The sequence below is a fragment of the Parabacteroides sp. CT06 genome (genome assembly GCF_002257605.1).
Lineage (GTDB): Bacteria > Bacteroidota > Bacteroidia > Bacteroidales > Tannerellaceae > Parabacteroides > Parabacteroides distasonis.
In genome coordinates this window covers 4,323,385-4,344,930 of sequence record NZ_CP022754.1, presented here as the reverse complement: position 1 = coordinate 4,344,930, position 21,546 = coordinate 4,323,385, and the positions used below count along the sequence as shown (strand labels likewise).

Annotated in this window: 19 protein-coding genes; 10 read left to right on the top strand and 9 right to left on the bottom strand. The window is 44.8% G+C overall.

Features of this window, described 5'->3' with window-relative positions:
* Window positions 1-6 precede the first annotated feature (6 nt).
* The 5 genes from CI960_RS19200 (at window position 7) to CI960_RS19180 (ending at window position 4,760) form a co-directional block, all read left to right on the top strand.
* Complete coding sequence (locus CI960_RS19200; protein WP_008780679.1) at window positions 7-1,161, top strand: Rid family hydrolase; 1,155 nt, start codon at window positions 7-9, stop codon at window positions 1,159-1,161.
* Window positions 1,162-1,243: 82 nt separating this feature from the next.
* Window positions 1,244-1,933, top strand: a complete 690-nt coding sequence (locus CI960_RS19195) for a hemerythrin domain-containing protein (RefSeq protein ID WP_010185248.1) — start codon at window positions 1,244-1,246, stop codon at window positions 1,931-1,933.
* Window positions 1,934-1,943: 10 nt separating this feature from the next.
* Window positions 1,944-2,555, top strand: coding sequence for a response regulator transcription factor (locus CI960_RS19190; protein ID WP_005861184.1), 612 nt, complete (start codon window positions 1,944-1,946; stop codon window positions 2,553-2,555).
* A gap of 171 nt (window positions 2,556-2,726) precedes the next feature.
* Complete coding sequence (locus CI960_RS19185) at window positions 2,727-3,293, top strand: DUF3575 domain-containing protein (RefSeq protein WP_005861186.1); 567 nt, start codon at window positions 2,727-2,729, stop codon at window positions 3,291-3,293.
* Window positions 3,294-3,311: 18 nt separating this feature from the next.
* Window positions 3,312-4,760, top strand: a complete 1,449-nt coding sequence (locus tag CI960_RS19180) for a DUF3868 domain-containing protein (RefSeq protein ID WP_005861187.1) — start codon at window positions 3,312-3,314, stop codon at window positions 4,758-4,760.
* Window positions 4,761-4,819: 59 nt separating this feature from the next.
* Here the strand turns inward: CI960_RS19180 and CI960_RS19175 are convergent, their stop codons facing one another.
* Window positions 4,820-5,890, bottom strand: a complete 1,071-nt coding sequence (locus CI960_RS19175) for a nitronate monooxygenase family protein (RefSeq protein ID WP_005861189.1) — start codon at window positions 5,888-5,890, stop codon at window positions 4,820-4,822.
* A gap of 255 nt (window positions 5,891-6,145) precedes the next feature.
* Here CI960_RS19175 and CI960_RS19170 point away from each other — a divergent pair, with 255 nt between their 5' ends.
* On the top strand, window positions 6,146-7,432 hold the full coding sequence (locus tag CI960_RS19170; RefSeq protein WP_008773889.1) for a hypothetical protein: 1,287 nt from the start codon (window positions 6,146-6,148) through the stop codon (window positions 7,430-7,432).
* 85 nt (window positions 7,433-7,517) lie between these two features.
* Entirely contained in the window at window positions 7,518-8,336 is an 819-nt protein-coding gene (locus CI960_RS19165; protein WP_005861193.1) for a PstS family phosphate ABC transporter substrate-binding protein, read from the top strand.
* 93 nt (window positions 8,337-8,429) lie between these two features.
* Here the strand turns inward: CI960_RS19165 and CI960_RS19160 are convergent, their stop codons facing one another.
* The 8 genes from CI960_RS19160 to rsmA all read right to left on the bottom strand — a co-directional run bounded on the left by CI960_RS19160 (window position 8,430) and on the right by rsmA (window position 14,374).
* Window positions 8,430-9,209 (bottom strand): UDP-2,3-diacylglucosamine diphosphatase, encoded by a 780-nt coding sequence (locus CI960_RS19160; RefSeq protein WP_005861197.1) that lies wholly within the window; start codon window positions 9,207-9,209, stop codon window positions 8,430-8,432.
* Window positions 9,206-9,523: a metal-sulfur cluster assembly factor gene (locus CI960_RS19155; RefSeq protein WP_005861198.1), complete on the bottom strand. Its 318-nt coding sequence runs from the start codon at window positions 9,521-9,523 to the stop codon at window positions 9,206-9,208. Before CI960_RS19155 ends, CI960_RS19160 begins: the two co-directional genes overlap by 4 nt.
* A gap of 71 nt (window positions 9,524-9,594) precedes the next feature.
* Window positions 9,595-10,302 carry a DNA repair protein RadC gene (gene radC, locus CI960_RS19150; RefSeq protein WP_005861199.1) on the bottom strand — a complete coding sequence of 236 codons (708 nt, stop codon included), beginning with the start codon at window positions 10,300-10,302 and terminating at the stop codon, window positions 9,595-9,597.
* A gap of 85 nt (window positions 10,303-10,387) precedes the next feature.
* A complete protein-coding gene (gene efp, locus CI960_RS19145) occupies window positions 10,388-10,954 on the bottom strand; it encodes an elongation factor P (RefSeq protein ID WP_005861200.1) in 567 nt (188 codons plus the stop codon).
* 99 nt (window positions 10,955-11,053) lie between these two features.
* Window positions 11,054-11,758, bottom strand: coding sequence for an LrgB family protein (locus tag CI960_RS19140; RefSeq protein WP_005861201.1), 705 nt, complete (start codon window positions 11,756-11,758; stop codon window positions 11,054-11,056).
* 3 nt (window positions 11,759-11,761) lie between these two features.
* Window positions 11,762-12,100, bottom strand: a complete 339-nt coding sequence (locus tag CI960_RS19135; protein WP_005861203.1) for a CidA/LrgA family protein — start codon at window positions 12,098-12,100, stop codon at window positions 11,762-11,764.
* Window positions 12,101-12,211: 111 nt separating this feature from the next.
* Window positions 12,212-13,558, bottom strand: coding sequence for a magnesium transporter (gene mgtE / locus CI960_RS19130; RefSeq protein WP_005861206.1), 1,347 nt, complete (start codon window positions 13,556-13,558; stop codon window positions 12,212-12,214).
* Between the two features lie 15 nt (window positions 13,559-13,573).
* On the bottom strand, window positions 13,574-14,374 hold the full coding sequence (rsmA, locus tag CI960_RS19125) for a 16S rRNA (adenine(1518)-N(6)/adenine(1519)-N(6))-dimethyltransferase RsmA (RefSeq protein ID WP_005861207.1): 801 nt from the start codon (window positions 14,372-14,374) through the stop codon (window positions 13,574-13,576).
* A gap of 95 nt (window positions 14,375-14,469) precedes the next feature.
* Here rsmA and CI960_RS19120 point away from each other — a divergent pair, with 95 nt between their 5' ends.
* The 3 genes from CI960_RS19120 to CI960_RS19110 all read left to right on the top strand — a co-directional run bounded on the left by CI960_RS19120 (window position 14,470) and on the right by CI960_RS19110 (window position 21,347).
* Complete coding sequence (locus tag CI960_RS19120; protein WP_005861208.1) at window positions 14,470-15,483, top strand: lysylphosphatidylglycerol synthase transmembrane domain-containing protein; 1,014 nt, start codon at window positions 14,470-14,472, stop codon at window positions 15,481-15,483.
* A 50-nt stretch (window positions 15,484-15,533) separates the two neighbouring features.
* A complete protein-coding gene (locus CI960_RS19115) occupies window positions 15,534-16,988 on the top strand; it encodes an aminoacyl-histidine dipeptidase (RefSeq protein ID WP_005861209.1) in 1,455 nt (484 codons plus the stop codon).
* Window positions 16,989-17,972: 984 nt separating this feature from the next.
* A complete protein-coding gene (locus CI960_RS19110; protein WP_005861210.1) occupies window positions 17,973-21,347 on the top strand; it encodes a DUF6383 domain-containing protein in 3,375 nt (1,124 codons plus the stop codon).
* The last annotated feature ends 199 nt before the right edge of the window (window positions 21,348-21,546 follow it).

The following is a 21,546-nucleotide window of genomic DNA, read 5'->3' as shown; positions in this document are numbered from 1 at the left end:
AAGAAAATGATGAATTATACGAGGAGGATAGATACGGATAAAGCGGTAGAAATGCAAATCTCTTCATTCACGGGTAAAGGTGGAACAACGGAATATCAGGTGATGGTATCGATCACGGACCCTTGTTTGTCTTTCGTGGAGCAATTGCAAAACCTTTTGCGGGTTTATGTGACTGTCGTGAAGGAAGAGCTATCGAATGACGCTACCGCCGTTTTCCGCCGTTATTTTTTAAGTGACGCAGCTAATCAGACGGATAGCGTGATGGAGTGGGAGTGCGAGAGCGCCTTTTGCCCGCTCTCTATCGTTCAGCAGCCGCCTTTGAATGGAACAAAGATCGCTATGTGGACCTATTTGCAAACGGGGATGTCGGTACAAACGTACGATTCCGGTTTACTGGAAGCGTCGCATAACGGTTATAGGCACCTCTGGGGGGGAGGTGCCTTCAATAAGGCGGCCAATTCGGAATATCAGACCCGGCTTTTATTGAATGACTATGTGATGCAATTGATGGGGCAGCGTTGTACGTTGGCCTCTCATTGTGTCCGTACTTGGTTCTTTGTGCAAAACGTAGACGTGAATTACGCCGGTGTGGTGAAAGCCCGGAAAGAAGTTTTTATCACGCAGAATCTTACGGAGAAGACGCATTATATTGCTAGCACGGGTATTGAGGGACGTCATGCCGATCCCTCGGTGTTGGTACAGATGGACAGTTATGCGGTGGATGGATTGGAGCCGGGACAGATTCAGTTCCTTTACGCTCCCACGCACTTGAATCCTACTTATGAATATGGAGTAACTTTCGAGCGGGGTACGGCTGTTACGTATGGGGATCGTAAACAGGTCTTTATCTCGGGTACGGCGAGTATCGATAACCGGGGAGAGATTGTCTATCCGGGCGATATCGTAAAACAAACCGAGCGGATGATGGAAAATATCAGCGTGTTGCTGAAAGAGGCGGACGCTACTACTCGTGATATTACGCAGGCGATCTCCTATTTGAGAGATATGGCTGATTATGCGGTGGTTAAGAAGTATTTTGAGGCGCATTACCCGGATTTGCCACATTTGATAGTCTTGGCCCCCGTTTGCCGTCCCGGATGGTTGATAGAGACTGAGTGTATAGCGGTCGTGCCGACGGAGTCGTCCTTTAAGCCTTTGTGAAATAATAATAAATGTACGAGATATGGAAGAAAAAGGAGTATATTTGGCTATTCAAACACCAAGACAAGTTAGAAAGAAGCCTATGTATAAAAATGGAATGTACCGGGAAACCGATAAAATGAGTGATCTGATCTGCGAGAACTATCCGATGGTTTTAGTCATGAGCCGCTTTGGTATAGCGCTCGGGTTCGGAGAGAAGAATATCGGGGAGGTTTGCCGGCAGAATGGGGTGGATGCTTGTACTTTCCTGACGGTCGTGAATTTCTTGGTCGAGGAAGTGAATACGCCTGTCGAGAATATCAGCAAATGCCTGTCGATCGAGAACTTGATCCGCTATTTGCATAATGCCCATGATTACTTCTTGAACTTCCGCTTGCCACATATCCGTCGTAAATTGGTAGACGCTATATCCGGGTGCCCGGAGGATGTCGCTTTTGTGATCACGAAGTTTTTCGATGAGTATGCGGAGGAGGTAAATAAACATATGTCTTATGAGGAACGTGCTGTTTTCCCTTATGTCCGTAATTTGTTGGAAGGAAAGAGAGATCCGAAATACAATATTACGATCTTCCGTAAGCGTCATGATCAGATCGAGATGAAGATCACGGAGTTGAAAAATATCCTGATCAAATACTATCCGGGAGCGGGTACGAATATGCTGAATAGTGTCTTGTTCGATATTTTTGCCACGGAGGAAGACTTGGCTTCACATACCCGTGTGGAGGATTATTTGTTTGTACCGGCCATATTGGCTTTGGAAAAACAATTATAAGCATGAATCGATGAGTACAAATCTAAAGATTGCGATAGCCGAACCTTCTGTTATCATAAGGAGCGGACTGGAGAACCTGTTGAAACGGTTACCGGGTTTCCGTATCCAGATGGTGGAGATTCATTCGGTGGAATCTCTTTTCGACTCGCTTCGTATGCACAAACCGGATGTGTTGATCGTGAATCCGGCTTTGCCCGGCTATTTCACGTTGCAACATTTGAAGGAGGAAAGCGGCTGTGCCGAGATGAAATGTATCGCTTTATTATATTCTGTCTCAGACAGTGTGTTATTGCGTTCTTATGATGAACAAATTAACATATACGATAGCCCTGATGAGATCAAGCACAAATTGGAACGGTTGAACGCCGAGGTACTTCCGGATGACGAGCCGGAAGGGGATGACGAGCAACAATCGTTAAGCTCGAGGGAAAAAGAGATCGTAGTCTGCGTCGTGAAGGGAATGACAAACCGGGAGATAGCGGATCGTTTGTTTCTTTCTACGCATACGGTCATCACCCACCGCCGTAATATCGCTCGGAAACTTCAAATTCATAGTGCCAGCGGTCTTACGATCTATGCGATTGTCAATAAGCTGGTCGAATTAGGCGACATTAAACAGTAATCGTATATTTATAAGTAAGTTAAAGGGAATGTGGATAAGCGATAAAAGCGCCTTCCGCATTCCCTTTACTATTAATATAATTAAATTTAATGATCATATCTTATTAACGCTTATCGAAAACTAAAACCCGTTTATTCCTGTTTCTTCTTCAAATCATTAAGCTTATAAGAAATGAAGAAAGCATTTTTACTTGGATTAGCATTGTTATTTTCCTTATCTATGAGCGCACAGCATTTCGCGTTGAAGAACAATCTTCTCTACGACGCGACTACGACTCCGAACTTAGGATTCGAGGTGGGCTTAAGCAAAAAGGTTACATTGGATGTCTCGGCGGGATATAATCCTTTCAAGTTCAATGACGGTAAGAAACTGAAGCATTGGCTTGTCATGCCGGAAGTGCGTTATTGGACTTGCGAGAAATTCAACGGTACGTTTATTGGCGTGCATGCGTTGGGCGGACAGTATAATATCGCCGGGATTAAATTACCCTTTGGCATATTCCCTAATTTGAAGGATCATCGTTATGATGGTTATTTGTACGGTGGCGGACTTACGTTGGGACATCAATGGATACTGAATAAGCGTTGGAGTATAGAAGCCGCTATCGGCGCCGGTTATGCCCGTGTACATTATGATAAGTATAATTGCGGGGAATGTGGCTCCAAGATCGAGACCAAGAACTCGAACTATTGGGGTGTAACGAAAGCGGCCCTTTCTATCATTTATTTTATCCACTAAAAAACGATCTAGAGAGATATGAGACATTTATTGAGTATATGTATCGCTTTATTGTTCCTCGGAGGTGTGAGCCTACAGGCACAGAACGGTGTGCGGGGAACTGTTAGTTTCGAGAATGTAAGCGCAAGGAAGGACGGAAGCCAGCTTATGATGAATTTTACGACCAATCTGAGTAATCTGCGTTTGAAATCCCAAGAGATGGTCATACTGACACCGGTATTGCAATCGGTGGATAAATCGCAGTCTTACCAGTTTAACCCGATCGTGATTACCGGGCGGGCACGTATGAAGGCGTTGAACCGTGAGTTGGGTTTCGATAGTTATGAATTTCCCCAAACTCCTAGCTTGATTATCCGTCAGACGAAGAAGGGGCCGGAATTGATTCCGGTGGAATTGTCCGTACCCTATGCGGGATGGATGCGAAACGCTACCTTGATGGTGGATGAGAATACCACGGGATGCGCTTCTTGTGAGGTCTCAAATGACATCTATGGGGTGATGAGCCGTGTATTGCCTCCGTTAGCCCCTCCCGTTTATGAGCTTAGCTATGTTACTCCTCCGGTAGAACCTGTGAAACAACGGAGCGAGACGCATTCCGCTTATTTAAACTTTGAGGTAGGCAAGTCCGTATTGTTACGTGATTTCAAAGATAACGCTACCGTGCTGAATGAGGTGAATAAGATTGTAACGGAAGTCCGTAACGATAAGAATCTAAGCTTTACCGAATTTAAGGTTACCGGATACGCTTCCCCGGAAGGTGGCTACGATTATAATATGAGATTGTCCGAGAGTCGTGCCAAGGCTTTTGTCGCTTACATGAAAGATAAGGAGAAGATGGATCCTTCCTTGATGAAAGTGAATTGGATGGGTGAGGATTGGATCGGATTGCGTCAAGAGGTTACGAAATCAGATTTGGCGAATAAGAAGGAGATTCTGGAGATCTTGGATATTCAAGATATAAACAAGCGCAAGGCTAAACTACATGCCTTGAACGGAGGTCGGACTTATAAGATATTATTGGATAAATACTATCCTCCTTTAAGACGTATTGATTATACCTTGGCTTATATCGCACGTCCGTTCGACGTGAACGAGGCCAAGCAAGTGATCAAAACGAAACCTCAATATTTAAGTTTGAATGAGATGTTCTTGGTAGCCAATTCTTATGATAAAGGTAGCGATCAGTTCAAGGAGGTATTCGATATCGCCGTTCGTCTTTATCCGACCGACCCGATCGCTCAATTAAATACGGCGGCCCTTGAGATTGAGACTGGTGCTTACGATCCGGCCATCAGTCGTTTGCAAGGTATTAATTTGCCGGAAGCATGGAATAACCTAGGTGTCGCTTATGCGATGAAGAAGGATTATACGACCGCTATGCAATATTTCGATCAAGCTGCCCAAGCCGGCATGCAGGATGCCGCCGCGAACCGGGATGAGCTGGCCGCTTGGTTGGCCGAGCAATAATGGAGATACTTACCTTCGAATATAAAAAAAGCCCCCGTTTCCGGAGGCTTTTTTTGTGCTTATAATTTAGCTTTCCATTCATTCATCAACTCGGTAATGGTTTCCCGTACCGAAGTGATCTTATTCGCTCGCCAAGCGTTACTGCCGGCGAAAGCGTATCCATTCTCGAAATTCCCTTTGAAGGCGTTGTACAAGGCGGTGACGATACAATACGGGCTGCGTGATATATCGCACGTCTTGATACAGTTGAAGGGACAAGCTTTCGGTTGCTTGATTCCCGCCTTCACTTTCTCAAGGAAACTGCAATGGATGGCTCGTCCGGGCATGCCGACGGGACTTTTGATGATCTCTATGTCCTTCTCCTCTGCCTGTATATAGGTCTGTTTGAAGGCTTCCGAGGCATCGCATTCCGTGGTGGTAACGAACCGGGTTCCTAACTGAACGCCTGATGCTCCAAGGTCTATCATGCGTTTGATATCTTCACCCGTATAAATGCCTCCTGCCGCAATTACCGGGATCTTTTTGTCGTATTTCTGCTCGAAATGAGAGACTTCCTCTACGACTTGAGGTAATAATTCTTCCAATGAGAAATGCTGGTCTTCCAACTGGTTTTCCTTATATCCCAGATGTCCACCCGCTTTCGGGCCTTCTAGTACCACCGCATCCGGAAGATAATCATAGTTATTCTTCCATTTCTCGCAGATGATGCGTACGGCACGTGCGCTGGAAACGATGGGAACCAGCTTGGTGACGCTATCTTTCTTGAGGAAAGAAGGCAAGTCCAAAGGCAGTCCGGCACCGCTGAAAATGATGTCTACCTTTTCCGCTATACTGGTTTTCACCAATTCGGCGAAGTCGGAAAGAGCCACCATTACGTTTACGCCGATGATACCTTTCGCTTTTTCCCGGGCCTTGCGGATCTCTTCCGCTAACCCGAGATTCCCAGCTTCCGTATAATTGCTGGGTGACAATTTCTTATATAAAAGTCCGAGACCGGCTGCGGAGATAACGCCGATCCCACCTTCATTTGCAACGGCCGAGGCTAAGCCGGAAAGAGAGATGCCTACGCCCATTCCACCTTGGATGATTGGAATACGAGCCTTTAGGTCTCCGATTGTTAATGTCTTCATTAAAAAAATAAATATAGTGTTTCAATAATCGAGGCAAAGGTAGCACAATATCCCAATAAATGTGCGAAATGGACCAGAATTATCGCGCAAATATTCTAGTCATGTGCAATGTATGGAACGAACCGATTATTTTATGTAAATTCGTCCCTGAATAATTAGGCAAGACGTCTGTAACAGGATTGTAATGTATGTGAAACGGGTGTGAAACAGGAGCGTTGTAACTTTGCGACGCAAATATAGTTTTTATAGTTAGGAATGAAATTAGGAAAAGTTATAGCGCTCATGTTAGTGCTGCTTCCATTCAGTATGGGAGCGCAGGAGGTGGATCAGTCGGTGGAAAAACGTATCGATTCCTTGGCTACGGAAGTGACTACCTTGGATAAGGTAGTCCAGAAGCTAAGCAAATTCAAGGTTTCCGCTTATATCCAAGGACAATACCAATATGGACAGGAGGACGCTACCTTGAAAGTGGGCGATAAGAACGAGAACTTGGATAAAGGGTTTAACCGGATCGGTATCCGCCGGGGGCGTATGAAGTTTGAGTACAATGATGGGATCGGAACAGGTGCTGTCCAGATCGAGGTGAATGATAAGGGAGTAAGTTTCCGTGATCTGTATATCGGTATCAAGGACCCTTGGACGAAGCGTAGCCAGTTGATGGCTGGTGTGTTCAACCGTCCTTTCGGTTATGAGGTCTGTTATTCCACGAGTTCTCTCGAATCTCCGGAGAGAGCGACTATTATCCAGTATTTCTTCCCGGATGAGCGTGACTTGGGAGCGATGCTTACCTTACGTACCAAGACTACCAGCCCATTGAGTTTCTTGCGATTGGATGCCGGTCTGTTTGCCGGAAACAGTATTAACCGGGAGACGGATAGCCGGAAAGATTTCATCGGGCGTCTGGGTGCCGAGAAGGCGATAGGCGACTGGGGAAAATGGGGAGCCGGTTTCTCCTATTACCATGGTTTTGTCTACAACCCGACTACCGAGGCGTATGAGATGCGTGGCAATCATTTCGTTAAGAGGGATATGGGAGAGACGGGTACTTATATGAAGCGCCAGTATTTAGGTTTGGATGGACAGTTTAGTTTTCTTTCATCTTTAGGAAAGACCACTCTCCGTGCGGAAGGTTTAATCGGTACCCAACCCGGTATCGCCGGGAGCAGTAAAAGCCCGAACTACAGTACCCGACCGGAGAATTTGCCGGAAAATTCTTTGTTCAAGCGTCCTTTCCTTGGTTACTTCTTTTATTTGGTACAGGATATAGGCGCCTCTCCTTTCTCCGCCGTATTGAAATATGACGTTTACGATCCGAATACGAAGGTGAGTGGAAATGAGGTAGGGGCGGAAAATAGCTTCACCTCAAAAACCGACTTGGCTCAAAGCACGATAGGTATTGGCGGTATCTATAATTTCAATAAACATATCCGTCTACAAGCTTACTACGAGTTTAACTTCAATGAGAAAAGTAACCTCGTGAAGGGCTACGAGAACGACCGGAAGGATAATGTATTGACAGTCCGTCTTCAATATAAGTTTTAATTCATAGGATTGTAATATCTGTTTCATCCCATTGAAATACCGAAGTATTTATTTTGTATCGTAAATAAAAGATAAATACAAAGTAATGAAGAAGACGATTTTATTAGCTGCCATGGCAGCGTGTTTGTTTGCTACGAATGTGTTTGCCCAGAAGATAAAGGGTAGCGATACTTGTTTGCCTCTTACCCAGACTGAAGCCGAGAATTTCATGAATAAGAACAAAGCCGCTAAGATAACGGTGACGGGTGGTGGCTCCGGCGTGGGGATCTCCGCTTTGATGGAAGGCACTACGGATATAGCGATGGCTTCCCGTAAGATGAAATTCGACGAGCGCATGAAGTTGCAAGAAGCCGGAAAGAAAACGAAAGAGGAGGTGATCGCCTACGACGCTCTGGCTGTTGTCGTGCATCCTTCCAACAAGGTATCCAATCTGACCCGGGAGCAATTGGAAGGCATTTTTACCGGCAAGATTAAGAATTGGAAAGAAGTGGGTGGTGCGGATATGAAGATCGTGGCCTATTCCCGCGAGACTTCTTCCGGAACCTACGAGTTCTTCAAGGAGAGCGTGTTGAAAAATAAGAACTATATGAACGGTATCTTGAGCATGCCGGCTACAGGTGCCATTATACAAAGCGTAAGCCAGACGAAAGGAGCCATTGGCTATGTAGGTCTTGCTTATTTGAATAAAGAAGTGAAGCCGATCCATGTATCGTATGATGCCGGAAAATCCTACGTGGAGCCTTCGTTGGAGAACGCGAGGAATAAGACCTATCCGGTTGTCCGTCCGTTGTTCTACTACTATGAGACGAAGAATGCCTCAAAGGTGCGACCGTTCATCGATTATGTGATGTCTGCCGAAGGACAAGCGACGGTGAAGAAGGTTGGTTATATCCCGGTAAAGTAAGCGGAGAATCCGGACAGCGTTGTATGAGCACATCATACAACGCTGTCTAAGGTGCTTCGACAGTACTGTCTAAGGTGTTAAGACAACGCTGTCTTATGTGTTGGGATAAGATTGTCCGTCCGTCTCTTCCAGAAACTGATCCATATACAGATTCTCGCCATCCCATACGATATAAGAGAAGAATTGCATCCAATCCCCGGCTATGAGAATACGGGAGGTACGGCTTAACATCAAGTCCAACATGATGTGGCGATGGCCGAAAATGAAGAAGTTTATATCGGGATGCGTCTTTAGATATTCCTTGGCGAAAACAACCATATATTCTGCGTCTTCCCCTTGATACTTTTTAGCCTCTTGCTTTTCCAGTCCGCTCTTCCGGCTGTTGAGCGACCAGCCTAAAGCGAACCCGAACGTCCAGCGGGGATGTATTCCCGCATATAACCATTGGCAGAACTTGTTCCGGAAAATAGCCCTGATCAGACGGAATGCCTTACTCCGGAAATCTACCTCATCGCCATGCCCGAGGAAGAAACGTTTCCCCAATAAATCGACTGTCAAGGTATCCCGATGGATGATGGCGCCTATCTCTTTCGGCAAGTAGTCGAACATCCAGATGTCATGGTTACCGATAAAGATATGTATTTCTATACCTCTGTCCGCTAACTCGGCCAATTTCCCCAGAAAACGTACATGGCCTTTCGGCACGACGTATTTGTATTCGTACCAATAGTCGAATAGATCTCCCAGAAACCAAATGGCGGAAGCGTCTTCCTTGATGCTATCCAGCCAACGTACCAGTTTCTTCTCGATGGCTAAAGGGTCCTTGTGGAAACGGGCTCCCAGATGTGCGTCTGAGGCGAAATATATTTTCATAGAAAACCTAATTCCAGTTTAGCCTCCTCCGTCATCATGTCCTTGTCCCATTCCGGCTCGAAGACGAGGTTTACCTCTACATTGTTCACCCCATCGACCGCTTCTACCTTCATACGGACATCTTCCAATATGAAATCGGCCGCCGGACAGTTCGGGGCGGTGAGGGTCATATCGATGCGTACATTTTTTTCCTCATCGATATCTACCTTATATATAAGCCCAAGATCGTATACGTTTACGGGTATTTCCGGGTCGTATACCGTCTTCAGCATAGCGACGATCGCTTCTTCTGTTTGGAGAAATTCGTTGTTCATCTTCTTTTGTTTTATACGCGAATATACATTAATACTTCTATATACTAAACCGGGGGAAAAGAGAATTTGTTTCACCGGATCAGCCTTCCTTCGTCTGCATAGCTATAATAGCCGCTATCGGACAGGATGATATGGTCCAGTATCCTAATATCCATCAGCTTCGCCGCCTTTTGGATACGCTCGGTCAAGGCATCGTCGTGCGTACTGGGGCGGAGGCTACCGGATGGATGATTATGGCATAGGATTATACCGGAGGCCAAGGCGTTGATCGCCGCTTTTAATACCAAACGGATATCCACGGAAGTCTGGTTTACTCCGCCCTGACTGATTTTTACCTTTTGTATCACCTTATTTAATGGATTGGTTAGAGCGATCCAGAGTTCCTCATAAGGTAAATCGCATAGTTGGGTACGGAATAGGAGATAGGAGTCTTTGCTGCTTCGGATAGCATCTTGAGGAGACGCCTCTGAGGTTTCCCGCCGTTTCCCTAGTTCCATAGCGGCGCAGATCGTGACCGCCTTCGCCTCTCCGATACCTTTAAAGCCGGAAGTTAATTCTTTGATGGAACGTTTACCCAATGTATTCAGATTGTTGTTTACGGAGTGAAGTATCCGTTGAGAGAGTTGTACGGCCGTCTCCTCATTGTTGCCGGATCCGATCAGTATGGCGATCAATTCGGCATCGCTTAATACGGAAGCGCCTTTTTGAAGCATTTTCTCACGGGGCCTGTCTTCTTCGGCCCATTCCTTGATGGAAAGTTTTCCTGTCTTTTCTTTCATAGTCGGGAAAGGTTTATGATTTGGTTAAAAAAATAGTTCCCGCCTGCTTATCAAGCGGGAACCGTATATTTTGACAAGACCCGGATTACTCGCGGATACGGCCTACGTAAGAACCATCAGTCGTATTGATCTCGATAACCTCGCCCTCGTTGATGAACAACGGAACGCGAACTTCCGCACCAGTCTCTACGGTTGCCGGTTTCAAGGTGTTAGTAGCAGTGTCACCTTTAATACCCGGTTCTGTATAAGTAACTTTTAATTGAACTTTTGTAGGCATGTCGGCGAAAAGAACCGTATCGGTAGATGCATCAGAAACAACGTCTACAATTTCTCCCTCTTTCATGAAATCAACGCCGTTGATCAAGTTTTTGTCGATGATCACGTCATCGAATGTCTCTTGGTTCATGAAATGATAATGCTCGCCTTCCGTATAAGTGAACTGATACGGGCGACGTTCTACGCGTACATCTTCCAACTTCTCACCGATATTGAAACGACGCTCGATCTGACCGCCTTTTACAACATCTTTCAATGTGGTACGCATGATGGTATTACCTTTACCCGGTTTTACGTGAAGGAAATCGACGCAGAAATAGAGTTTTCCGTCCAAACGGATACAAGTTCCTTTCTTAATGTCTTGTGAATTGATCATATTTATTTTCTTTATTTATAATGTTATAGAGTAATCCTTAACGATTTTCGGGGGCAAAAGTAGTACATTCCTGCTAAAGTAGCAAAAAGTTTTGCGTATTTATATGGAAAAATAGTTGCAAATCAACCGAATAACCGGAACCAAGACCGCTGTCATGATACCCATCAAGCCAATCGCCAGTCCGCTTAATGCTCCTTCGATGGCCCCGATTTGAATGGCCGCTGCTGTTCCTACTCCATGGGAGGAAGCCCCTAACGCCAGTCCTTTAGCGATATGGCTATCTATTCCCAGTACCCTCATCACGATAGGGCCCACTATACTGCCAAAGATTCCTACCGCTACGACGATGACGGCGGTAAGTGAAGGTATGCCGCCCGCTTTCTCCGCTATCCCCATAGCGATCGGGGTGGTGACGGATTTCGGTTGGAGCGTGGCGATCAACGCTTGGTCGGCTCCCATCAATTTACCGATGATGATTACGCTTACGATTCCGACAATGGCCCCGACAAATACGGAAGTCAAGATCGAAACGACATTTCCCTTTAGATATTGGATTTGCTCATATAACACATAGCCAAGGGCCACTACGGAAGGCCCCAGCATAAAATGGATCAAATGACTGCTTTGCTGGAACGACTCATATTGAATGCCTAGGACTTCCAGTACCACGATAATCACGAAGATGGTCGTAAGCAAAGGATGCAAAAGACTGATATGGACTTTCTTGTAAAGAGCCAAGGAAGTCAGGTAGGTACCAATTACCAAGGTAAGAGCGAAAATCTCGGAATGCGCCAGATTATCCATGGTCTATTTCCCCTTTTCCAGTTTTTGTTGCACCAACGCTACGCTGGCGATGACTAAAATTGTACTTACTACGGAAGCGATCAGCAGGACTGCCCAATACTCGGAGATGATCCCGAAGGAATTCATAAGCCCTACACCAGCTGGAACGAAGAATAATCCCATGTTTTGGGTAAGAACCGTGGAAAGACGTTTCACCTTTTCAGGTTTTACTTTCTTGAACGCGAGGGCTAAAAATAATAGCACCATCCCAATTACGCTACCCGGTATGAAACCGTCGATAAAGTAGCTGATAAACTCTCCCGTGAAATAGAAGAAGAGAATGTAAAATGCTTCTGTTAGCATAGTTTTTCTACCTTTTTTGATAACCGCTACAAAGATAACAGCTATTTCGTAGATATGTTCTATAACATATTATTTTAACATTGTAGGGACGGCGTCCGTCCCCCCGTGGTATCAAGCTAACGCGGAAGTAATGAACATATAAATCATCATACCGATAATATCGTTGGTAATGGTGATAAACGGCCCGGTCGCCAAGGCCGGATCTATCTTCATCTTATCTAAGGTCATGGGAACTAACGTGCCGAATATACTGGCGAACATTACGACGGCGAATAGGCTTAAAGATACGGAGGCCGTAATCCCCCGGTCTCCCAGCATGAAGAAGTTGTAAATGAACACGACCAGACTGATAATGCTGGCATTGATTAACGAAACTACGGACTCTTTTAGGATTTGCGGTACGATATTCCCTTCCTTCAAGGTATTGTTTGCCAAGCCTTGTACCACGATAGCGGAAGATTGTATGCCTACGTTTCCACCGGTACCACCGATCAGCGGGATAAATAGCGCCATCTTCGGGTTAGTGGCGAAACTGCTCTCGAAACCACCGAGGATAACGGAGTTTCCCAATCCTCCGATCATGCCGATCAGCAGCCAAGGTAGGCGGGCGGCGGTTTGGGTGAATACATTATCCGAGGTTTCCACGTCTTGCGAGATACCGGATGCCAACTGGTAATCACGCTCGTGTTGCTCGCGTACCTCATCCATAACGTCATCGATCGTGATACGTCCTACCAGACGTCCGATACTATCGACTACGGGCAAGGCTACCAAGTCGTATTTCTCGATCGTCTCCGTAACCTCCTCGATACTGTCGCTGTCGCGAACGGAGATCGGGTCTTTTTTCATGACATGCTTGATCTTGGAGACGGATGGGTGGGTAATCAGTTTCTGCAAGGGGAGCACGCCTTTCAAGCGCTCGTCGTCGTCCACTACATATACATAATAGATCTCGCTCATCTCCTCCGCTTGCTTGCGCATCTCGTCGATACATTTGGGCATACTCCAATTCTCGTTCACCACGATCATCTCGGTACCCATCAAACCGCCGGCGGTGTCCTCGTCGTATTTCAACAAGTCCACGATATCACCGGCCTGTTCTACGTCCTCGATATGCGAAAGGATCTCCTCTTGGGTATCCTCGTCCAACTCACGCATCAAGTCAACGGCATCATCCGTTTCCATGTTATCGACGAAACGCTTGGCGATAAGCTCATTGGGAAGTTCCTTCAATAACTTATGACGGTCTTCCTCATCCAACTCCATCAATACATCCGCCGCTTTGTCGCCATCCATCAATAGATAGAGATAAATGGCCTCTTGCAAGTTCAGTTCTTGATAAAGCTCGGCTATATCGGCAGGATACAGTTCATGAAGTACCTCCTGTGCCTTCGCGTCATCTTTGGCCTCGATGATGCTTTTCAGGTTCTCGATGTAATCTTTCGTCAGTTCGATCATTGGACTCTTATATTATTATAGGACATCACCAGCCTGCTTCTCCAGATGCTTTTGGCTGATCAAGGTCAGTTCCACGAATTGCTCCACGGATAACTGTTCCGGGCGCTTGTCGAATATCGGCAAGGCGTAATCCGGGCAATCTTTACCCAATAGGGGTTTCATGGAATTACGAAGCGTTTTTCTTCGTTGGTTGAATGAGGTCTTTACTACGGTCTTGAATAACTTCTCGTCGCATCCCAGCTCCTTGCGGTCGTTACGAGTCATTTTCAATACGGCGCTTTTCACCTTTGGAGGCGGATCGAATACTTTCTCACTGACAGTAAAGAGGTATTCCACGTCGTACCAAGCTTGAAGCAATACGCTCAAGATTCCGTACGTCTTGCTACCGGGACCTGCCGCTAGGCGTTCCGCTACCTCTTTTTGTAACATCCCCGAGCAGCAGGGAATCTGGTCCTTATAATCGAGGACTTTGAAGAATATCTGGCTGGAGATATTATAGGGATAATTACCGATCACACAAAACTGCCCCGGAAATAGCTTCGAGAGATCCAATTTCAGGAAATCCTCGGCGATGATACGTCCTTTCAGATCGGGGAAATTCTGGTTCAGGTAATCTACGGATTCCATGTCCAACTCGACAACGGTCAAATCATGTCCCGCCTCCAGCAAGAACTGGGTAAGGACTCCCATTCCCGGTCCGATTTCCAAGACCGGCAAGGATTTGAAAGTATCGAGTGTGTCCGCAATGCGCTGTGCTATTTGCAGATCCTTTAGGAAATGTTGCCCTAATGCTTTTTTTGGCTTAACTAATCTCATCCACTTTTCGGTGTAATGTGTTTGTTTTTAAATATTATGCTTATCTTTGCGGATGCACAAAAGTACAATAAATAATTTAAAGTTCCCTATACCTAATGGATTTTAAGAGCATTCTACGTACGTTTCTGAAGATAATTCTACCTTTAGCCTTCGGCTGTTTACTCCTTTGGTTTTTGTATCGGAAAATGGATATCACTGAGATTTGGCGAGTAGTCAAGGAGGGGGTTCGTTATGATATTATTCTGGTTTCTTTACTGTTCGGCTTGTTCGCCAATATCGTCCGTGGTTTACGGTGGGGATTGCTGATCAGTTCCTTGGGCGAGCGTTTCAAGATGAGTAACGTGATTTACGCCGTGTTGGGTAATTACGCGGTGAATCTGGTATTGCCCCGTGTCGGCGAGGTATGGCGTTGCGGCATGATCACGAAATACGATAAGATCTCGTTTACCAAGCTTTTAGGTACCTTGTTGATCGACCGTGTGAGCGATACGATCATGGTCGGTTTGATAACCTTGATGATATTCATATTTAATATAAGCTTCTTTACGAGTTTCTTCGCCAAGAACCCGGCTTTGCTCGAAGGGTTCCAATCCATGTTTAATTCGATATGGATTTACGTGGCGGTGATAATTTTTGTCGCTGTAATTTGGTTTGTATTCACTTATATGAGTAACTTTACGCTGGTACAGAAAGCCAAAGGCATGTTGAAGAATATATGGACCGGTATGAAGAGTATCTGGTACATGGAGCATAAGATGCGTTTCGTGATAGAGACGTTATTGATTTGGGGAGGTTATTTCTGTTACTTTTATATAACGTTCTATGCTTTCGACTTTACCAAGGACTTGGGTATCGTGGTCGGGCTGATCACGTTTACGATGAGTAGTATCGGCGTGGCGGTGCCTGTTCAAGGCGGTATCGGACCGTGGCATTTCATGGTGATCGCTACCTTGGTTTGTTTTGGCGTGAACGAGAATGACGCGGCGGCGTTCGCCTTGGTCGTTCATACGGTACAGACGGTATGGACTGGATTGTGCGGATTATTCGGCGTGGTGGCTTTGCCGCTCACCAACCGGGAGAACAAAGAGGCTCCGGTCGCTGTTTCGTGATGAATACAAGATATGTATTAAATATGAACTGAACTAAATTATTAACATCTATGTCAGCAGAAATCAAAGATCTATCTCCGAAGCATGTATGGGGTTATTTTTATGACCTTACGCAAATCCCCCGTCCGACCGGACATATGGAGGCAGTAACCCGTTTTATGATATCCTTTGGTAAAGGATTGGGACTGGAAACCCTGCAAGATGAGGTGGGTAACGTATTGATCCGTAAGCCGGCCACGCCCGGAATGGAAGGTCGTAAGACCGTGACATTGCAGTCTCATCTGGATATGGTTCCCCAAAAAAACTCTTCCGTAAAGCATGATTTCGAGAAAGATCCGATCGACGCTTACATAGACGGTGATTGGGTGACGGCCCGTGAGACGACTTTGGGGGCGGACAATGGCATGGGCGCCGCTCTGGCGATGGCCGTGTTAGCGGACAATAGCTTGCGTCACGGACCGATCGAGGCCCTGTTTACGATTGATGAGGAACAGGGAATGGACGGCGCTTTCGGCTTGAAGCCGCATTTCTTACAGGGTGATATTTTATTGAATTGTGATTCCGAGAAGGAAGGGGAGTTGTTCGTAGGTTGCGCGGGTGGCGCTAACGTGAATGTCTCTTTCCAATTTAAGGAGGATACTTATATTCCGGAAGGTGACGTGGCTGTCAAGGTTAGCTTGTCTGGCTTGAAAGGTGGCCATTCCGGTGTGGATATTCATTTAGGGCGTGCGAATGCGAATAAGTTGATCTTCCGTTTCTTGAAAGAGGCGGTTTGTGATTATGGCGCTCGCTTGTCCTCTGTGGCGGGTGGTTCCTTGCCTAACGCTATCCCTCGTGAGGCTTTTGCCGTGATAACGATTCCGGGTGATAACGTGGAGTCTCTTTGGGAGCTAGTGGCTGATTACCAAGATATGTTCCGTACGGAGTATATGGGTGTGGAGGATCAGATCGATTTCGTCGCGGAGATGGTTGAATTGCCGTCTACGTTGATTCCGGAGGAGATACAGGATGATTTGATCAATGCGATCGAGGGTTGCCAGAATGGTGTGATTAGCATGTTGCATGATTTCCCGGGTACGATTGAGTCTTCCTCTAACTTGGCGATCGTGAAGACATCTGATGAGTTGATCGAGGTGAAGATCTTGGTGCGTAGCTCATCCGAGTCTCGCAGGGATTCTGTTTGCTCAAGTCTGGAAAGTGTATTCGCTTTGGCAGGGGCTAAGGTGGAGGAGTCCGGTCATTATAATGGCTGGCAGCCTAATATCAATTCCCCGATCTTGAACTTGATGAAATCTACCTATCTGGATTTATTTGGTAAGGAACCTGAGGTGAAGGTGATGCATGCCGGATTGGAATGCGGTATCATCCAAGGCGCTTATCCGGATATGGATATGGTTTCTATCGGACCGGATTTGGAATATCCGCACTCACCGGACGAGCGAGTGAATATTCATTCCGTACAGAAGATCTGGGAGTTTATTACAGCTACATTGGAGAGAATCTAAGGATCTCCTTTCTATATACATAAAGAGCCCTTCAGCCTGTGGCCGTTAGTAACGGATTAGGTTGAAGGGCTTTTATCATTTTGACATTTCGCAAACAGAAGTCCGTGAGAATCGATTATTTCGAGCCAATGTACGTCTCGTTCCCAAAAACGAAAGAAAAAATCAGCAATTGTCTATCCATTAGCGACTTGTCGAAAAACACCCTTTTATTCTAGCGAAATTAATTCATCTTAGCTCATATTTCATGCCTTATGATCCAGTCGTTAGGGGGTAAGAATGCCCATTATAAGGTAGTCATATTGCCTATTATGACTATATGTGTAGCCTATCGTGACCATATGTGTGGGTTAATGCGACTATATGTGTGAGTTAATGGGACTATATGTGTAGCTTGACGAGGGTAATCTTATCAAAAAACAGGGCTTTTTGCGTCAAAAAGGTGTATAAATGCCTGTTTCTTCTCTATAGTTCCCTCTAGTTTGTCATTCTTATTTAGAAGCTGTGCCACGAGAAAGGGTATAATCCAATCAAAAGGATACGCTTTTTGATCTTTCAATGACATGTTCGTGTTTGTCTGTTGTATGAGGAATAAAAAGAGGAAACTTAAAAGTATAGAACATACTTATATATAATGTACGTCCGTACATTTATATATGAGTAGATATGTATGAATTTAATTTAGCTGAAAACGACTAGTATAAACGATCGATTCTTTTAGTCATTTGCAAAGGTACGCGTTTCTTCGATACTTGCAACCCTTCCAGACGATTTTTTTATCGCTTATTCTCTTTCTTATCAATATGATAGGTTATCCTTTACGAAACAAGCGATTCCTTCAACGAACCTTCCGTTTCGACGCTCAAAAAACGCAAGATTTAGACGATCGTTTAGACTAGTCGTTTTTATCGACAAACGGCGATTCTCAATTAGTCTAACAGGTTGATTATCTTAATAAACACTAGTATTAATATTAATTTATTTATTATGAACAAAAAGTTTTCTACTTTTTTGGCGGGTGTCGCTCTGTTGAGTGCGATGTCTGCTAATGCGCAGAATCTTGCAAGTGCTCCGGTTGGTGCTGATGCCGCCAAGGTTGTGAAGTTGGATGAGGCTGCAAGAAAAGGTGTGTACCAAATCAGAGACGATAAGGGACAGGCTCTTGTTATTGAGAATGGCAAATATGCGTTTAAGACTGTAAGCTCATTGACAGATCTAAAGGCTTCCTTGTGGTGTGTAAAGGTAACAGAGGAAGGTTCTGGTAAAGAACCTATTTATGACTTCTTTAACAAGGCGACTGGCGAGACTTTAGCTGTTTCTGATTTAGATGCTTCGGCTATTAAGGCTGGAACATTTGCGACAACAGACTCTTTGACTGTTGGCGAGAGCTTTGGTGGTTGGGCTTTCTCTAGTACTTATGAGACTACGCTGCTAGATAACCAGCCTATGTATACGTATTATGAACCAGACTATGTGCTTCTTTTAACAAAAGGCACTAATAATGGACTTCAAGCAAAAAGAGTATTGGCTAAAGATATTAGACAGGATGCAAAATCTAAGGGTGCGGTAGAACTTACTCTGTTTAATGCCGGTACGTATGTATTGAGCGCTAGCGAGATCAATGAGTATGTGAAAGACAATAAGTTCGTTCTTACTTTTGAGAAGGATGCGAACGCAGACGTTAATCCGTTCTCTACAACTCAGTTCGTAGCGAAAGGTGTTGCTGATAAGAAAGATAGCAATACGGCACGTAATTTCGTATTCGTTACTTCCAAGGAAGACGCGAACCAATATTTGAAAGTCGATACTGCCGCTAACGGTGTTGGTATCCAGTTCTTGAAGTTTGGTTGGACAGATGAGTCTAAGGAACCTAGCAAGGATGTAGAGAACTCAAGTCTTGCGGATCAGCATAAGTTCTTATTTACCTATCGTCCTTCTACGGATAGCTTGTATATCCAAGTGATGCAGGCTCGCTATAAGAACGAGAAGACTCCGGAGAAATATTGGAATCAAGTAACAAATATCATCGACTATGGAACTACATACCACGATATCTTCTGTGCGGGAGATGAGGTAGGCGGACCTGTAGGCGCTGATAGCTTGTTCGTTAAGTTGCAGAACTTTACTGTGGCTGATAGAATCGCTACTATCGGTTTGAAACCAATTAATACGCATATTAAATACAATGCTACAAACTGTTTCGTTCAAAGCGATAAGACTTCAAAAGACAATGGTTTGTATATCATTAAGAATGCCAAGGGAGAAGTGTTGGCCGCTCCTATCCATGAAAATGATAATGTTGGTAACAATACGATCGAATGGGTGAAATTGGATGAGCAACAGCCATTGCACATGCCTGCTTATCAGTGGGTTGTTACGAAGACTTTGAGCACTGCGACTTCTTTGGCTACTTCTCCGATTACTATCACCAACCGTGAGTTCCCGAATAAGAAATGGAACAATGTTCAATTGAGATTGAATGATAAAGGTGAGATCATTGCGTCTTCTTCAGAATTTAACAATGTTACATTCGATCAGATTAAAGATTCTACTATCATCAAGGATAAGAAGTTAGGTTATAAATACCTTTCAAATAATGAGTTGATAGTAAATAAATACAAATTCAACTATTTGAATCCGTTTACTCAGGACTATTGGATCGCTAATGGTGCGGATAAGGACTCTTTGATCTACGTAAAACAAGATGCGAATGAGTATATTTTGACTGAAGGATCTACCGCTGAGTATGGTATTGATGTTGACGCTACATTATTAAAGAAGATCCCGGGACTTGCTCAATTGGAAAGAACAAACTACGTGATCGCTAAGAACAAGACGGCTAAATTAGTTAAGGCTTATGGTAGCAAGTATTCTATGGGTGCTGCTAATTATGGTACTGTAGCAGAAGTGGATACATTCTTCTTCAAAGAGAACAACCACTATGATGGCAAGCATTACTATGCGATCTTGGAGACAGCTTATGATAACACGAAGCATGCGGCATATATCGCTGATCTGAATAAAGAGACTTCTAAAGTTGGTATCGCTGATGACGGTATGACCGCAGGTTTGAAGGTTCAGTTATTGAATGAGTCTAGAACCTCCGCATTTACTGTAGAGCCTAGCGATGCTCCGTTGTATCGTCGTTTCAACAAGGCAATCTTGGGTGAAGATGAGAAAGATGGTCCTGATAGCTTATTGTTCGTAGAGAAATATCGTAAAGAATACTTGATGGATGAAGGTAACAGTAGTTTCACTGACGAGTTCGTTGATTATCTAGGTATCTGGAGCAAGGAAAAAGCTGAAAACAAGTTGGCTATGCGCATTGATACCGCATGGTTGAACCGTGGTGCTGGCAATGTTAAGCCTCAATATTTGATCTCCGTAGCCCGTGACGATCAAGGCGCTATCGAAACGATTCCTTGTGATGAGGCAGATGACAAACACTTCTATATTGATGATAAGGGTGTTGCCCATAAGACTGATAAGTGGCATTGTCAACATGCTAAACAAGGTAGAACTGGTTTCGCTTATGGCAAATATTTGGTAAGCTTCGCCGACTCTGCAAGAATGAAAGATAGCAATACTAAACCTTGGATGGATATCACTAACGGTTATACTCGCGTAGGTTTCGTTAAGGCAGTTCATGCAGGTGATAGCTTGTTCATCTTGGTTAACGAGTTCAAGAATATGAAACCGGCAGACTTGGATACGGCTGATATCGTAAAGGCATACACCGCCGCTAAAATCAACGGTAAATATATCGTTAACTTACAAGGTGACCAACACAAGAACGTAACGTGGTCATTCCGTTATGTAGATCCTGACAAGGCAGCCAATGTAACAGAGGAAGATCCGAACGTTAACGCATTCATGTTCGAGTCTAATGTTTATACGGATGAAAAATTAGATACTCCTGATTATGATGCTGTTGCGGGTGCTCAAAAGAATATTCCTTTAAGCAATGTTCATGGATTGGGTAATGCTATCGCTCCGAACTATGCGGCATGGTTGAAGATGCAGAATGGTTGTCTGGTATTGACACGCTACGATTCAGACTTCAATTCTTCTAAGACAGGTGGTGATGCGGCTTTGGTATTCAATGTGGCTCAAAAGACTGATGCGGACGATATGGTTACCTCTATCGATGGCGCTAACGTAGAAGGCGTATCAGTGGTAGCTACTAACGGTGCTGTGACTGTTCAAGGTGCCGCTGGTAAGCCAGTAGTAATCACCAATATCTTAGGTAAGGTAGTCGCTGAGACAGTTCTTTCTTCTGATAACGCTACAATCGCCGTACCTGCTGGTATCGTAGCTGTGGCTGTTGATGGTGAGGAAGCTGTTAAGGTAGTTGTTAAATAATTAAACGACTAATAGATAGGTCAAGAGATGGGGGATTCCCCATCTCTTCCTTTAAGAAGATATTTATAATTCTGAAATTCCCGTGCGGAGATAGACTCTTCAAGTACACTGCGATGGTAGAACATGCGGGGATATTAATACTAAAGTAAAAAATTAAAGCTCTCCGTCAGTATTTCCGTGAGGCAAGAAAGCGGAAAAA

Excerpts from the sequence above, each read along its gene's own strand:
- radC (WP_005861199.1), bottom strand. The coding sequence starts at position 10,302 with ATGAAAGAAAAGACAGGAAAACTTTCCATCAAGGAATGGGCCGAAGAA.
- CI960_RS19140 (WP_005861201.1), bottom strand. The coding sequence starts at position 11,758 with ATGGATAATCTGGCGCATTCCGAGATTTTCGCTCTTACCTTGGTAATT.
- CI960_RS19185 (WP_005861186.1), top strand. The coding sequence starts at position 2,727 with ATGAAGAAAGCATTTTTACTTGGATTAGCATTGTTATTTTCCTTATCT.
- CI960_RS19200 (WP_008780679.1), top strand. The coding sequence starts at position 7 with ATGATGAATTATACGAGGAGGATAGATACGGATAAAGCGGTAGAAATG.
- mgtE (WP_005861206.1), bottom strand. The coding sequence starts at position 13,558 with ATGATCGAACTGACGAAAGATTACATCGAGAACCTGAAAAGCATCATC.
- CI960_RS19195 (WP_010185248.1), top strand. The coding sequence starts at position 1,244 with ATGTATAAAAATGGAATGTACCGGGAAACCGATAAAATGAGTGATCTG.
- rsmA (WP_005861207.1), bottom strand. The coding sequence starts at position 14,374 with ATGAGATTAGTTAAGCCAAAAAAAGCATTAGGGCAACATTTCCTAAAG.
- CI960_RS19165 (WP_005861193.1), top strand. The coding sequence starts at position 7,518 with ATGAAGAAGACGATTTTATTAGCTGCCATGGCAGCGTGTTTGTTTGCT.
- CI960_RS19190 (WP_005861184.1), top strand. The coding sequence starts at position 1,944 with ATGAGTACAAATCTAAAGATTGCGATAGCCGAACCTTCTGTTATCATA.
- CI960_RS19110 (WP_005861210.1), top strand. The coding sequence starts at position 17,973 with ATGAACAAAAAGTTTTCTACTTTTTTGGCGGGTGTCGCTCTGTTGAGT.
- CI960_RS19170 (WP_008773889.1), top strand. The coding sequence starts at position 6,146 with ATGAAATTAGGAAAAGTTATAGCGCTCATGTTAGTGCTGCTTCCATTC.
- CI960_RS19175 (WP_005861189.1), bottom strand. The coding sequence starts at position 5,890 with ATGAAGACATTAACAATCGGAGACCTAAAGGCTCGTATTCCAATCATC.
- efp (WP_005861200.1), bottom strand. The coding sequence starts at position 10,954 with ATGATCAATTCACAAGACATTAAGAAAGGAACTTGTATCCGTTTGGAC.
- CI960_RS19155 (WP_005861198.1), bottom strand. The coding sequence starts at position 9,523 with ATGAACAACGAATTTCTCCAAACAGAAGAAGCGATCGTCGCTATGCTG.
- CI960_RS19115 (WP_005861209.1), top strand. The coding sequence starts at position 15,534 with ATGTCAGCAGAAATCAAAGATCTATCTCCGAAGCATGTATGGGGTTAT.
- CI960_RS19160 (WP_005861197.1), bottom strand. The coding sequence starts at position 9,209 with ATGAAAATATATTTCGCCTCAGACGCACATCTGGGAGCCCGTTTCCAC.
- CI960_RS19120 (WP_005861208.1), top strand. The coding sequence starts at position 14,470 with ATGGATTTTAAGAGCATTCTACGTACGTTTCTGAAGATAATTCTACCT.
- CI960_RS19180 (WP_005861187.1), top strand. The coding sequence starts at position 3,312 with ATGAGACATTTATTGAGTATATGTATCGCTTTATTGTTCCTCGGAGGT.
- CI960_RS19135 (WP_005861203.1), bottom strand. The coding sequence starts at position 12,100 with ATGCTAACAGAAGCATTTTACATTCTCTTCTTCTATTTCACGGGAGAG.